This is a genomic window from Pseudomonas sp. L-22-4S-12, assembly GCF_009799935.1.
Lineage (GTDB): Bacteria > Pseudomonadota > Gammaproteobacteria > Pseudomonadales > Pseudomonadaceae > Aquipseudomonas.
Genome location: NZ_WELL01000004.1, coordinates 263,709 through 277,139 on the forward strand (window position 1 = coordinate 263,709; position 13,431 = coordinate 277,139).

The 13,431-nt window shown below is 67.3% G+C and carries 10 protein-coding genes; 4 read left to right on the forward strand and 6 right to left on the reverse strand.

Going from position 1 to position 13,431, the window contains the following annotated elements; translation table 11 throughout:
- Positions 1-72: 72 nt before the first annotated feature.
- Positions 73-3,027, forward strand: coding sequence for an HD domain-containing phosphohydrolase (locus F3I16_RS12530; RefSeq protein ID WP_160493926.1), 2,955 nt, complete (start codon positions 73-75; stop codon positions 3,025-3,027).
- Between the two features lie 65 nt (positions 3,028-3,092).
- Here F3I16_RS12530 and F3I16_RS12535 read toward each other — a convergent pair whose 3' ends face one another.
- Positions 3,093-3,434, reverse strand: a complete 342-nt coding sequence (locus F3I16_RS12535) for a 50S ribosome-binding protein YggL (RefSeq protein ID WP_160493927.1) — start codon at positions 3,432-3,434, stop codon at positions 3,093-3,095.
- Between the two features lie 239 nt (positions 3,435-3,673).
- Here F3I16_RS12535 and dacB point away from each other — a divergent pair, with 239 nt between their 5' ends.
- Positions 3,674-5,104, forward strand: coding sequence for a D-alanyl-D-alanine carboxypeptidase/D-alanyl-D-alanine-endopeptidase (dacB, locus tag F3I16_RS12540; protein WP_160493928.1), 1,431 nt, complete (start codon positions 3,674-3,676; stop codon positions 5,102-5,104).
- Positions 5,105-5,141: 37 nt separating this feature from the next.
- Here dacB and F3I16_RS12545 read toward each other — a convergent pair whose 3' ends face one another.
- Entirely contained in the window at positions 5,142-7,538 is a 2,397-nt protein-coding gene (locus tag F3I16_RS12545) for a diguanylate cyclase (RefSeq protein WP_160493929.1), read from the reverse strand.
- Positions 7,539-7,617: 79 nt separating this feature from the next.
- Positions 7,618-9,801 carry a bifunctional 23S rRNA (guanine(2069)-N(7))-methyltransferase RlmK/23S rRNA (guanine(2445)-N(2))-methyltransferase RlmL gene (gene rlmKL / locus F3I16_RS12550; RefSeq protein ID WP_160493930.1) on the reverse strand — a complete coding sequence of 728 codons (2,184 nt, stop codon included), beginning with the start codon at positions 9,799-9,801 and terminating at the stop codon, positions 7,618-7,620.
- 404 nt (positions 9,802-10,205) lie between these two features.
- Between rlmKL and rmf the strand changes: the two genes are divergently transcribed.
- Positions 10,206-10,421, forward strand: a complete 216-nt coding sequence (gene rmf, locus F3I16_RS12555; protein ID WP_160489598.1) for a ribosome modulation factor — start codon at positions 10,206-10,208, stop codon at positions 10,419-10,421.
- Between the two features lie 87 nt (positions 10,422-10,508).
- On the opposite strand, the gene F3I16_RS12560 is transcribed toward rmf, so the two are convergent.
- Together F3I16_RS12560 and F3I16_RS12565 are read right to left on the reverse strand one after the other, a co-directional pair.
- Positions 10,509-11,534 (reverse strand): quinone-dependent dihydroorotate dehydrogenase, encoded by a 1,026-nt coding sequence (locus F3I16_RS12560; protein ID WP_160493931.1) that lies wholly within the window; start codon positions 11,532-11,534, stop codon positions 10,509-10,511.
- A 98-nt stretch (positions 11,535-11,632) separates the two neighbouring features.
- A complete protein-coding gene (locus tag F3I16_RS12565) occupies positions 11,633-11,854 on the reverse strand; it encodes a DUF2835 domain-containing protein (RefSeq protein WP_160081224.1) in 222 nt (73 codons plus the stop codon).
- 149 nt (positions 11,855-12,003) lie between these two features.
- Here F3I16_RS12565 and F3I16_RS12570 point away from each other — a divergent pair, with 149 nt between their 5' ends.
- Complete coding sequence (locus tag F3I16_RS12570) at positions 12,004-12,897, forward strand: DUF6685 family protein (protein ID WP_160493932.1); 894 nt, start codon at positions 12,004-12,006, stop codon at positions 12,895-12,897.
- A 90-nt stretch (positions 12,898-12,987) separates the two neighbouring features.
- On the opposite strand, the gene F3I16_RS12575 is transcribed toward F3I16_RS12570, so the two are convergent.
- Positions 12,988-13,332: a ribonuclease E inhibitor RraB gene (locus F3I16_RS12575; RefSeq protein ID WP_160081228.1), complete on the reverse strand. Its 345-nt coding sequence runs from the start codon at positions 13,330-13,332 to the stop codon at positions 12,988-12,990.
- Positions 13,333-13,431 lie beyond the last annotated feature (99 nt).

Below are 13,431 nucleotides of genomic sequence, written 5' to 3' on the forward strand. Positions count from 1 at the left end.
CTGGCCAGGCGGGCTTGTGCGAGACGCTTCAGCATGTTCTTGTTCAACCACGCAGCAACGGAGTGAGGCACCATGCAGGGAAAGGCTCGGGGCAAACAACATCGTTTTCCGCTGCACGTGCACATCGGCGTGCTGTTCACCCTGCTGCTGCTCGGCACCGGCGTGGTGCTGGGGATCTTCAACTACCGACAGACCAGCGCGATCATCCTCAGCAGCAGCGACGAGCTGTTCGAAAAGATCCGCGAGGACGTCAAGTCCGACCTGCTGCACACCTACCAGCCGATTCGCCGCCTGCTCAGCCTGCTGGTGCTCAATGAGCACACCCAGGCCAGCGATACCGCCCGGCGCATGCAGCTGCTGCCGCTGTTCGCCCAGGCCCTGCAGGACAACCCCAAGCTGGCCTCGCTCTACCTCGGTTACGAGGACGGCGATTTCTTCATGGTCCGCCCACTGCGCAGCGACAAGCTGAAGGCAACCTTCGACGCGCCGGCCAATGCGATCTACCAGGTCTGGAGCATCGAGCGCAGCGGCGAGGCCCGGCCGATCTCCGAATCCCAGTACTTCGATGCCGACCTGCGCCTGCTCAGCCGCCGGCAGAACCTCAAGGAAGTCTTCGACCCGCGCACCCGCCTCTGGTACCGCAACGCCCTGGACAAGGGCAAACTGATCGGCACCGACCCTTACGTATTCTTCTCCAGCGGCGAGGTCGGCACCACCCTGGCGCGCATCAGCCAGGGCAAGACGGTGATCGCCGCCGACCTGACCCTGGCCGACCTTTCCGCCACCCTGGCCAGGCACAAGGTCACCCCCTCCACCGAGGTCGTTCTCTATCGCCCGGACGGTGCCGTGGTCGCCTATCCCGACCCCGACCAGGTGACGGTCCGCAATGGCAGCGTGCATCTGGCGCAGATCGAGCGACTGAGCCCGGCGCTGGCCGAACTGTTCGCCCGCGACCTCAAGGACGACCTGCACACCAGCACCACGCTGGCCGATCGGCGCTGGCAGATGTCCTACACCCAGTTTGCCGAGGGCGGCCCCAATGGCCTGCGCCTGGCTCTGCTGGCACCGGAGGATGAGCTGCTGGCCGATGCCTACCGCCTGCGCTGGCAGGGCGGCATGATCACCCTCGCCATCCTCCTGCTGTGCATCCCGCTGGGCTGGATGATGTCGCGCGTGCTGGTGCGCCCGTTGCGCGCCCTGGTCAGCGAGGCGGAGGCGATCCGCAGCTTCAATTTCGACTACCCGGCCAGCGGCCGTTCGCCGGTACTGGAAGTCGACCAGCTGGCCGTGGCCATGAGCAAGATGAAGGACACCATTGCCAGCTTCCTCGACATCACCGCCAGCCTGTCCGCCGAGACCCGCTTCGATGCCCTGCTGCGCCGGGTGCTGCGCGAAACCGTCGGCCTCAGCGGCGCCAGCGGCGGGCTGATCTACTTGCGCGACGGTGGCAGCGGGCGCCTGGAACCCCACGGCCTGTTTCTCAACGGCGAGCAGCACAGCCTAGAAGAACACCGCATCCCCAGCTTCGACCCGGCGCGCCACGACCTGCCCCTCTGGCTGCAGCAGCCGGCCCAGGGCGGCGAGACCGCCGTGGTAGCGATCGGCTTCGACCAGGCCAACGGCTTCCAGAGCCTGCTGCATACCCTGGACAGCCCGCGGGTGCACCTGGTCTGCAGCGGCCTGCACAACCGCCAGGGCGAGACCGTCGGCGTGCTCCTGCTGCTGCACCGCGACACCGGCGCCGAGGACGACCTGGCCATGCTGCGCCCCGAACGCATCGCCTTCGTCGAGGCGGTCTCCGGCGTCGCCGCGCTGTGCATCGAGAGCCAGCGCCTGCTGGAGCAGCAGAAGAAGCTGCTCGACGCCTTCATCCAGCTGATCGCCGGCGCCATCGACGCCAAGAGCCCCTACACCGGCGGGCACTGCCAGCGCGTCCCCGAACTGACCCTGATGCTCGCCCACGCCGCCGCCGAGAGCGACGAGCAGCCGTTTCGCGACTACCGACCCAGCGACGAGGACTGGGAAGCCCTGCACATCGCCGCTTGGCTGCATGACTGCGGCAAGGTCACCACGCCGGAATACGTGGTGGATAAGGCCACCAAGCTGGAGACCCTGTACGATCGCATCCACGAGATCCGCATGCGCTTCGAGGTGCTCAAGCGCGACGCCTGGGTCGCCTACTGGCAGGGCCTGGCCCAGGGCGGCGACGAGCCCAGCCTGGGCGAGCTGCGCGACGCGACCCTGGCCGCCCTGGACGACGAGTTCGCCTTCATCGCCCGCTGCAACCTGGGCGGCGAAGCCATGGCCGATGCCGACCTGGAACGCCTGCGCCGCATCGGCGCGCGCACCTGGACGCGCACCCTGGACGACCGCCTCGGCGTGTCCTGGGAAGAACGCCAGCGCCAGGCCCGCACCCCGGCGCCGAGCCTGCCGGTGCAGGAGCCGCTGCTCAGCGACAAGCCCGAGCACCTGCTGGAACGCCCGGCCAGCGAGCTGATCCCGGCCGACAACCCCTGGGGGTTCAAGCTCGAAGTGCCGCAGTACAAACACAACCGCGGCGAGCTGTACAACCTCGGCATCGGCCGCGGCACCCTGACCGACGAGGAACGCTTCATCATCAACGGGCACATGGTGCAGACCATCCGCATGCTCAGCCACCTGCCCTTCCCGCCACACCTGGCCAACGTCGCCGAGATCGCCGGCGGCCACCACGAGAAGATGGATGGCAGCGGCTACCCGAAACGCCTGAAGCGCGAAGACATGAGCCTGCCGGCGCGGATGATGGCCATCGCCGATATCTTCGAGGCGCTGACCGCGGTAGATCGCCCCTACAAGAAGGGCAAGACGCTGACCGAGTCGCTGCAGATCATGGCCGGCATGTGCCGGGGCGGGCACATCGACCCGCAGCTGTTCGGCCTGTTCCTGCGGGCCGGCATCCACCAGAACTACGCCGAGCGCTTTCTCCGCCCGGAACAGATCGATGCGGTGGATGTCGACGCCATCCTGGCCAAGGCCGGGCTGGCGTGAAGACAATAAAAAACCCGGCAGATGCCGGGTTTCTTATCGATCGCAAGCGGCGTCAGCCGCCTCGATCAGGCCGGGTTGACGGCGTTTTCCGGGTACCAGACGTCCATCAGCGGGCTCAGGTTGTAGCCGGTCAGCTCGGTGCGGCCCTTCAGCCAGGCATCCAGCTGCTCGCGCTGGGCGGCGCTCATCGAGCCGCGCTTGGCCAGGCAGACGAAGCCGTAGTCATCGCCACCGACATAGCCCAGGCCGTTGCCTTCGACGGCATCGCGCAGGAAGGCTTCGACGAAGCTGTCCATTTCCGCGTCGGCCAGGCCCTCGCGGAAGTTCAGGGTCAGCTCGCAGCCCAGCTCCTGGAATTCGTCGACGCAGAGTTTCTTGCGCAGACGGCGGGAACGGTTAGTGGCCATGTAAAACTCCTCAACACTCGATAGAAATAACCGACGCACTCTAGCAGAGTGCCGGCGCAACCGCCCGCCAAACCGCGGTAATGGCACAAAAAACCGCCCCACATGCCCCTTTGCCCGATGCCAGGGCGCCCAGCCGTCCTGGCATCGGGCATAATGCGCGGCATTCTCCAGATTCCATGCAGCGCTCTGCCCCGGAGCCCTGCCCATTGTTCCGCCCTCGTCTTCCCGGGCCCTGCCAAATGATCAAATCCCTGCGTTGTTTCGTTCTCGCCACCGCCCTGCTGCCACTCGCCCTGCCCGCCGTGGCGGCCACCAGCAATACCCTGCCGGCCAAGGTCCAGCAGGCGCTCAAGGCCAACAAGCTCGGCAGCAACAGCCTGTCGCTGGTGGCCATCCCGCTCAACGGCCCCGGCACCAGCCTGGTGCATAACGCCGATGTCTCGGTGAACCCGGCCTCGACCATGAAGCTGGTCACCACCTACGCCGCCCTCGAACTGCTCGGCCCGAACCACCAGTGGCGCACCGAGTTCTACAGCGACGGCCCGCTGAAGAACGGCGTGCTGCACGGCAACCTCTACCTCAAGGGCGGCGGCGACCCCAAGCTGAACATGGAGAAGCTCTGGCTGCTGATGCGCGACCTGCGCGCCAACGGCGTGCAGCAGATCAGCGGCGACCTGATCCTCGACCGCAGCCACTTCATCCACCCGCAGCTGCCCAGCTTCAACGACGACGGCGGCGACAAGAACAAGCCGTTCCTGGTCGGCCCCGACTCGCTGCTGGTCAACCTCAAGGCCGTGCGCATGATCACCCGCACCGAAGGCGGCAAGGTCAGCGTGATGATGGAGCCGCCGCTGACCAACGTGCACATCGACAACCGGGTCAAGGCCCTGCCCGCGGCCAAGTGCCCCGGCTGGCCGGACGTGCGCTTCAACCCGGTGACCCAGTACGACGGCACCACGCTGATCGTCAGCGGCAAACTGGCCGAAGGCTGCAGCGCGCAGAGCTACCTGTCGCTGCTCGACCATCCCAGCTACGCCGCCGGGGCCGTGCGGGCCATCTGGAACGAGCTGGGCGGCAGCATCCTGGGCAAGGACCAGGTCGCGCCGGTGCCGAAGAACGCCCGCCTGCTGGCGCGCGCCTATTCCCCGGACCTGGTGGAGATCATCCGCGACATCAACAAGTACAGTAACAACACCATGGCCCAGCAGCTGTTCCTCAGCCTCGGTGCCAAGTTCCGCGACCGCGCCGACAGCGACGACGCCAAGGCCGCGCAGCGGGCGATCCGCAACTGGCTGGCGCGCAAGGGCATCACCGCCCCGCACCTGGTGATCGAGAACGGCTCCGGCCTGTCGCGCGCCGAGCGGGTCAGCGCCCGCGAGATGGCGGCCATGCTGCAGGCCGCGTGGAACAGCCCCTATGCCGCCGAGTTCATCGCCTCGATGCCGCTCGCGGGTATCGACGGCACCATGCGCAAGCGCCTCAAACGCACCGGCATGGAAGGCCTGGCGCACATCAAGACCGGCACCCTGAACAACGTGCGCGCCATCGCCGGCTTCAGCCGCGACGCCAAGGGCACCACCTGGGCGGTGGTGGCGATCCTCAACGACCCACGTCCCTGGGGCGCCTCGGCCGTGCTCGATCAGGTGTTGCTGGATCTGTACCGGCGCTGAGATTCTGCGACAGCCGGCCCGCTGATCGCCGCGGGGCTCAGGCGGCGATCTGGATGCGGTCGCGGCCGGCCTGCTTGGCCTGATAGACGGCCGCATCGACCCGGCTGAGCATAGTCGCGGCACTTTCGCCGGTGCGCCAGGCGGTCACGCCGAAGCTGGCCGTCACCAGGCCCACCCCTTCCATCGGCTCGTTGCGCAGGATCTCCCACAGCGCCCGGGCCAGGCTGGCCGCCTGCTCCTCGCTGCTGGTCGGAGCCAGCACGATGAATTCCTCGCCGCCCAGGCGACAGAACACATCGATGGTGCGCAGGCGCTGGTGGATGCGCCGGCACACGCTTTTCAGCACCTGGTCGCCGGCATCGTGGCCGAAGCGATCGTTGACCTGCTTGAAGTGGTCGATATCCAGCATCACCACTGCCAGGCCGCTGTGCGGATTGCGCCGGGCCCGGGCGATCTCCGCCTCCAGCCGCTCCTGGAAATAGCGGCGGTTGTAGATGCCGGTCAGCGAATCGGTGATCGACAGGGCGCGCAGCTCCTGCTCCACCAGTTTCGGCCCGGTGATGTCACTCAGGTAGCCATGCCAGAGGGTGCCGCCATCCTCCAGGCGCTCCGGCGAAGCCTCGCCGCGCAACCAGCGCAGGCCCTGGCGGGGCAGCAGCACCCGGTAGTCCTCGCGCCACGGCTGCAGCCGTTCGGCGGACTGCAGGATGCTGCGCCTGACCGCCTCCTGATCCTCCGGGTGGATTCGCTCGAATACCGGCCCGCCATCCAGGCGCACCGCCTCCGGCTCGACCTCGTAGACATTGCGCAAGCCGGCGCTGGCATAGGGGAACAGCGAGCTGCCATCGGCCCGCAGCTGGTACTGGTAGATGGCCCCCGGCACGTTGGCGGTGAGCTTCTCCAGCAGCCGGTCGCGCGCCTCGAGGGCCTGGCGGCTGAGGCGGGCCTCGGTGATGTCGATGGCGATGCCCAGGTAGCCGACGTGCTGCCCATGCTCGTCGCTCACTCTGGTGACGATCAGGTTGACCGGCAAGCGGCTGCCGTCACGCCGCACATAGGTCCATTCCTGCTCGACGTAACCGCCGTCCTGGGTTTGCGCGACAAACACCTCGAAGCCACTGACGGGCCGGCCCAGGCGCTCGCTGAGCAGGCGCGCATGCGCCTGCACCTCCTCCGGCACATGGATCAGGGTCGGGGTGTGCAGGCCAATCAGCTCTTCGGCACGGTAGCCGAGCATGCGCTCGGCACCGACATTGAAGGTGCGGATCAACCCCTCGCAGTCGGTGGCGATGATCGCCACCTGGGTCACCGCATCGAGCAGGCCGCGCAACTGGCCATTGACCCGGGCCAGCTCGGTTTCGCGCTGGCGCAGTACCGCCGTCTGCTCGCGCACCAGCTGCTGGGCGCGCTGGCGCTGGCTGGCCAGGTTGTAGGTGAGCAGCGCGAGCAGCAGGCTGAGCAGCATCCCCGCCGCCAGCAGGAGCGCCGGTACCGGTGCGCTGTTGGCGCGCATGAACGCCTCGGTCGGGCGGATGCTCAGCGCATAGCGGCGATCGGCCAGGCGCAATTCGCGGTTCAGCTGCAGCGAGCCCTGCACCGGTGCGGCCGAGCGGTAGTGCAAGACCTGCCCCGGCAAGCCGCTGCTGTCGCGCAGTTCCAGGCTCAGATGGCGGGGCGCCTCGGCGCGCGCCTGCTCGTGCAGCAACTGTTCGAGGCTGAAGGCGGCCACCAGGAAGCCACGCAGCGACTCGCCGGCGGCCGGGCCGGCCTTGCTGAACACCGGCGCGGCCAGCATCAGGCCGTGGGTCTGCCGGGCCGAGGCGGCGACGAAGCGCAACTCGCCGGAAACCGCCATGGCCTTGCGGCTCGCGGCCCGCTGCAGGGTTTCCCCGCGCTGCGGGATGCTCGCCACGTCCAGGCCGAGGACGTCATCACCACGGATCTGCGCCGACTCGATGAACAGCACCGGAAAATACTCGGCGCGCGCGCCGGCAGTCTGCAAGGCGTTGCCGGCCGCCAGCTCGCGCAGCTGGAAATCGGCGATGCCGCTGGCGCGCACCTGGCGCTCGAATGGGCCGCGCTGGGCGGCCGTGACCCGCGGCAGCCAGGTATAGGAAAACGCCCGCTGCGGCAAGCCGTCGACATAGCCGGCGAACTCGCCACGGGTCACCTGGTCGGCATTCATGAAGAAGCGCCGGACCCCGTCCAGGTCGGCCACGTGGGCGTCGAAGCGGGCCTGCATGGTGCTGGCCCGCTCGCCGGCCACCGCGGCGAAGCGCTGTTCCAGCTGGTGCTGGTAGAAACCGCTGATCACCTTGGCCACGCCCAGGGTCAGCAGCAGGCCACCGAAGAAGATGAGCCCGGCCAGCCCCCAGGCCAGTGAGCGCTCTCGCTGGAAGATACTTCCGCCGGGCGGGTTACTGCGCAACGACATGCCTGCTCGCTCGTCAAAAGAACGACGATCCCTGTCGAACGCTGCACCGGCAGCTGAATAGTGTCAATAAGCCAGCAGTTTAACGAAACATCAGCTTCCAGGCACGGTGAATCTTCGGGTTGCGCGCAAAATCCGGGTCGATCGTGCTGGCACTGATCTCCTCCACCGCATAACGCGCAGCCAGGCCTTCATCGAGCTGGAACTTGCGGAAGTTGTTGGAGAAGTACAGCACGCCCCCCTTGGCCAGGCGGTTCATCGCCAGGTCGAGCAGCTGCACGTGGTCGCGCTGCACGTCGAACACTCCTTCCATGCGCTTGGAGTTGGAGAAGGTCGGCGGATCGATGAAGATCAGCTCATATTCGCCGCGATCAGCCGCCAGCCAGGCCATCACATCGCCCTGCTCCAGTTTCTGCTTGTCGGAGAAGCCGTTCAGGCTGAGGTTGCGCCGCGCCCAGTCTAGGTAGGTTTTCGACAGGTCGACACTGGTGGTGCTGCGCGCCCCGCCCTTGGCCGCGTGCACGCTGGCCGTGGCGGTGTAGCAGAACAGGTTGAGGAAACGCTTGCCGGCCGCCTCCTGCTGGATGCGCAGGCGCAGCGGACGGTGGTCGAGGAACAGGCCGGTGTCCAGGTAGTCGGTGAGGTTGACCAGCAGCTTGACGCCGCCCTCGGCCACTTCCAGGAACTGGCCCTGGGTGGCCTGGCGCTCGTACTGCTTGGTGCCGCTCTGCCGCTCGCGGCGCTTGATCACCACCTTTTCCTGCGGCACGCCGAGGGCCACGGGAATCGCCGCCAGGGCGTCGAGCAGGCGGGTCTGCGCCTTCTCCGGGTCGATCGAGCGCGGCGGCGCGTACTCCTGCACGTGCACCCAGTCCTGGTACAGGTCGATGGCCAGGGCGTATTCCGGCATGTCGGCGTCATACAGGCGGTAGCACTGGATATCCGCCTTCTTCGCCCACTTGCCCAGGGTCTTGAGGTTCTTCTGCAGGCGGTTGGCGAACATCTGCCCGCCCTCGGACAGCCGCGCCGGCTCGTTGACCGCGGCCGGCGCCTCCTCCTGGCCGGCCCGCGCGCCGCGCCGCTCGCCGGTGACGAACTGCTCGGGCAGCAGCTTGAACAGCAGCAGCTTGCACGGCAGCGCGCCGTTCCAGAAGGCGTACTGCTTGTGGCTGCGCAGGCCCATGCGCTTGCCCAGTTCGGGCGCCCCGGTGAACACCGCGGCCTCCCAGTTCATGCAGCTCTGGCGCAGGCGCTCGCCGAGGTTCTGGTAGAGGTACAGCAGGCTCGCCTCATCGCCCAGGCGCTCGCCGTAGGGCGGGTTGCTGACCACCAGGCCGGTCTGGTTCTGGTCCGGGCGCGGCTCGAAGGTCGCCAGCTCGCCCTGGTAGACCTTGACCCAGTCGCTCAGGCCGGCCCGCTCGATGTTGTTGCGCGCCGGTTGGATTAGCCGCGGGTCGGCCTCGTAGCCGCGAATCCACAGCGGCGGCCTGGCCAGCCCGGCGGCCGCGCGGGCCTCGGCTTCGGCGTGCAGCTTGTGCCACAGCGCCGGCACATGCCCCAGCCAATGGCTGAAGCCCCACTGCTCGCGGCGCAGGTTGGGCGCCAGGTCGGCGGCCATCATCGCCGCCTCGACCAGGAAGGTCCCCACCCCGCACATCGGGTCGGCCAGGGCGCCACCGGCGGCGGCGATGCGCGGCCAGCCGGCGCGGATCAGCACCGCCGCGGCGAGGTTTTCCTTGAGCGGCGCGGCGCCCTGCTGCAGGCGGTAGCCGCGCTGGTGCAGGCTGTGCCCGGAGAGGTCCAGGGACAGCACCGCCTCGCCACGATCCAGGCGCAGGTGGATACGCAGGTGCGGGTCGATCTTGTCGATCGAGGGGCGCGTGCCGTCGGCGGTGCGCAGCTTGTCGACGATGGCGTCCTTGACCTTCAACGCGCCGAAGTGGGTGTTGTCGATGCCGGAACCGTGGCCGCTGAACTCCACCGCCAGGGTGCCCGAGGGCTCCATGTGCTCGGCCCAGTCGACCTCCAGCACGCCCTGGTAGAGCGACTCGGCGTCCTGCACCGGGAAGCGCCGCAGCACCAGCAGCACGCGGTTGGCCAGGCGCGACCAGAGGCACAGGCGGTAGGCCGTTTCCAGCCCGGCGAAGCCGCGCACCGCGGCGGTCTGCTCGCGCACCTCCTCCAGGCCCAGGCTGCCGGCCTCTTCGACCAGCAGGCCTTCGAGGCTTTTCGGGCAGGTAAGGATCAGTTCGTAACGGTCCGACATGGGCTTTCTCGTAAAAGTGGCGGCTGGCTAGCCAAAAATATGTGACAGAACGTCGCGTTGCGACCCTTCGTCGGAATAAGCACACCTCGCAGACGCGAGGCGTTCGCAATGGCAAAACGCCTGCGCGACGACTCGGGGCTCCCACAACACGGGGGCCTGGGCGAAAAACCGGAAAAATCCGGCACCCTTCTTATGGCCCCACTCCTAAATACGTTACGTCCTTATGACAAAACGATCATTCACAGGCCCCAACGCATTCGTTAGAAATCAACTCAGGTTGGCACCGCAACGGTGTCGACAGGTAGTCCGCCACGCCGGCAGCGGACTGCGCGGCAGAGCATTTCTGCCTGGTCCCAACCTGGGGCCGCAAGGACATAACAGTCAACAAGTGAGGGCAACACCCTATGAGAAGACTTAAGCGTGATCCGATGGAACGAGCTTTCCTGCGCGGCTATCAACACGGCATTCATGGTAAATCCCGCGACATGTGTCCTTTCACTCATCCCACCACACGCCAAGCCTGGATCAACGGCTGGCGCGAAGGTCGCGGCGACAACTGGGACGGATTGACCGGCACCGCCGGCATCCACCGACTCAATGAACTCCACGCCGTCGGCTGAATAGGATCACCCCGACTTCACCAGGCCGTCCCATCCGGGCGGTGGGCGCAAGCCCGAGGGCCCCTCAGGGGCCCTTTTTTATTGCCTTCAGTTCTTCGGCAAGGCCGCGATGGCATCCACCGCCTCGCGGATCAGCGCCGGGCCCCTGTAGATGAAACCGGAATAGATCTGCACCAGGCTGGCCCCGGCGGCGATCTTCTGCGCCGCGTGCGCGCCTTCGGTGATGCCGCCCACGGCGATGATCGGCAGACGGCCCTTGAGCTCGCCGGCCAGCACCTTGACCGTGTGCGTGCTCTTGTCGAGCACCGGCGCACCGGACAGGCCACCGGCCTCGTCGGCGAACGGCAGGCCTTCGACGCCTTCGCGGCTGAGCGTGGTGTTGGTGGCGATCACCGCATCCATGCCGGTTTCCACCAGGGCCTGGGCCACCTGCACGGTTTCCTCGTCGCTCATGTCCGGGGCGATCTTGATCGCCAGCGGCACCCGCTTGCCGTGCTGCACGGCCAGGTCTTCCTGGCGCTGGCGCAGGGCTTCGAGCAGTTGCTTGAGCGAATCGCCGAACTGCAGGCTGCGCAGCCCCGGGGTGTTCGGCGAGCTGACGTTGACCGTGACGTAGCTGGCGTGGCCATAGACCTTGTCCAGGCAGATCAGGTAGTCGTCCACCGCGCGCTCGACCGGGGTATCGAAGTTCTTGCCGATATTGATGCCCAGCACGCCCTGGTATTTGGCCGCCTGCACCCGCGCCAGCAGATGATCGACGCCCAGGTTGTTGAAGCCCATGCGGTTGATGATCGCGTTCGCCTGCGGCAGGCGGAACAGCCGCGGCTTGGGGTTGCCCGGCTGCGGGCGCGGGGTCACGGTGCCGATCTCGACGAAGCCGAAGCCCAGCTGGGCGAAGCCGTCGATGGCATCGCCGTTCTTGTCCAGGCCGGCGGCCAGGCCCACCGGGTTGGCGAACTCCAGGCCCATCACGCGCACCGGCAAGCTGACCGGAGCCTTGCACAGCAGGCCATTGAGGCCGAGACGACCGCCGGCACCGATCAGGTCGATGGACAGTTCGTGAGAAGTTTCCGGGGACAGTTGGAACAGCAGCGCGCGGGCCAGGTCATACATGGGCGAGTCGGCTCGGATAGGGTGGCAGTGGGAAGCAGGCCGCGATTATAGCCGCGCCCACTAGCCTCAGGCGAGGCAAGAGGGTAATGATTAGCCGGTTATTGCAACGGGCGCAGGCTCAGCAGTTCGCCGGCGTCACTGAATTCCAGCGCGAATGCGCCATAGATGCCGGCCTCGCGCAGAAACGGGCGCAGATGGTGGGCAGGCAGGCTGACCTTGCGGCCGTCGCGACTGAACAGCAACACCCGATTGGCGCGCCCCTGGTATACGGCGCGAAAACGCTCTGCCGGCAGAGCGATATCCAGCACGAGGCTGGGCATGGAGGCTACCTCATCGTGATTTGCACAATTTTGCCACAGGCACCGCGGCTTGCAGAGCCCGCCAGGCGCAATCCCGGGCCGTTCGCTAGTGCGCAGCGGCCGCCGCTCTGCCACACTGGCACGACAGTTCCAGGAGCGCCCTGCGGGTCATGAGTCTGTCCGAATCCACTAACAATCTGGCATCACGGCTTTCCGCCCTGGCCCAGCGCCTGGGTTTGAGCGGCCGTGTGCCACGCCTGGTATTCGAACGGGCCCGCGCCCTGCAGCTGCCCTTCCAGCCCCTGCCGGTACCGCCGGAAAGCATCTGGTGGTTGGCCGGGCCGCCCCTGCAGCGCCTGGTCGACCTGCCGCGCGACGCCCTCTCCGGCCCGGTGCAGGAAGACAAGGCCGAAGCCCGCGCCGTGCTGATGCGGGTGGTCGAGCAGGAACAGCACGCCCTGGCCGACTTCGACCTGCGCCGCATCGACGGCCTGTGCGGCACGCCACCGGAGATCGGCGGCATGTTCGGCCACTTCGAAGAGTTCGCCGCCACGCAAACCTGCCGCAGCGTGCGCATCATCAGCTACAAGGATTTCCTCAAGACCATCAGCCAGGCGCTGCCGCGCTTCCTCGCCGGCGAGCCGATCGAGCTGCGCCAGGCCAGCTGGTATGGCGAGCGCCTGTTCTGGGCCAGCGAACAGCATGGCGAGGCCTTCGCCTGCGCCATTGCCTACGCCCGCCTGCGCGGCCTGGAGGTCAACCTGCCGGCCCAGCTGACCCGCTATCGCATCAACCCGAGCGGCCTGGCCGAGCTGAAGCAGCACTACCACGTGCTGGCCATGCCGGTGCAGGCCTGGAGCGACCCGGCCTTCATGGGCGTGCTGCTGGACAACCGCCTGCCCTACGCGCGCCTGTCGCTGCTGCGCAATCCCGGCGCGCCGGAGTTTCTCCTGCTGCCCAAGGCCTCCGCCGAAGCCAATGCCCTGGGCGAAGGCCTGCGCCTGGCCGGCGCCCCGGACGTGGTGGCCTACCTGGAACAGCTGCACAAGCGCAGCGGCGACTGAGGCACGGCGCGCGCCTGCCGGCAAGAAACGGCAAGAGGGAAAGAGTGCGCCGGCTACCCGCCCGGGCAGCCGGCATGCGGCCAACAGCGCTTAGCGCGAGGGCGCCAGCGCGACTTCCTGGGTCACGCCCCAGCCGTCCAGCACACCGCCGAGCGGTACCACCAGCGACTCCAGGTCCTGCTCAAAATCACCAATACCGGCATGGGTGGCGTACATCACCTTGCTCACCTGCAGGTGCCAGGCCCCGTCGTCACGCACGCTGACCTGGGCATTCAATGACTCACCGCGAAACTGTCCTGCGACCTGCCGAGCCCGCTCCTCGTCGGGAAAGATGGCGTAGAACTCGATGGGATGGACGCGGGCGAAGTCGAAACCGCCCTCTTTCATGCGCCGCAAAACCGTGTTGCTGACATCTTCATGAATGGCTGTGCTCATCTAACGACCTCCTCTCAGGCGATTGATAGACCGCAGCCGCCAAGACTCAGCGGCTTGGCAACACCGCACGGTGCCGCACGAGACCCGGGCCGGGAATGA

Coding starts and splice junctions, on each gene's coding strand:
- F3I16_RS12530 (WP_160493926.1), top strand. CDS start 73: ATGCAGGGAAAGGCTCGGGGCAAACAACATCGTTTTCCGCTGCACGTG.
- rlmKL (WP_160493930.1), bottom strand. CDS start 9,801: ATGTCGGACCGTTACGAACTGATCCTTACCTGCCCGAAAAGCCTCGAA.
- F3I16_RS12570 (WP_160493932.1), top strand. CDS start 12,004: ATGAGTCTGTCCGAATCCACTAACAATCTGGCATCACGGCTTTCCGCC.
- rmf (WP_160489598.1), top strand. CDS start 10,206: ATGAGAAGACTTAAGCGTGATCCGATGGAACGAGCTTTCCTGCGCGGC.
- F3I16_RS12565 (WP_160081224.1), bottom strand. CDS start 11,854: ATGCCCAGCCTCGTGCTGGATATCGCTCTGCCGGCAGAGCGTTTTCGC.
- F3I16_RS12560 (WP_160493931.1), bottom strand. CDS start 11,534: ATGTATGACCTGGCCCGCGCGCTGCTGTTCCAACTGTCCCCGGAAACT.
- F3I16_RS12545 (WP_160493929.1), bottom strand. CDS start 7,538: ATGTCGTTGCGCAGTAACCCGCCCGGCGGAAGTATCTTCCAGCGAGAG.
- F3I16_RS12535 (WP_160493927.1), bottom strand. CDS start 3,434: ATGGCCACTAACCGTTCCCGCCGTCTGCGCAAGAAACTCTGCGTCGAC.
- F3I16_RS12575 (WP_160081228.1), bottom strand. CDS start 13,332: ATGAGCACAGCCATTCATGAAGATGTCAGCAACACGGTTTTGCGGCGC.
- dacB (WP_160493928.1), top strand. CDS start 3,674: ATGATCAAATCCCTGCGTTGTTTCGTTCTCGCCACCGCCCTGCTGCCA.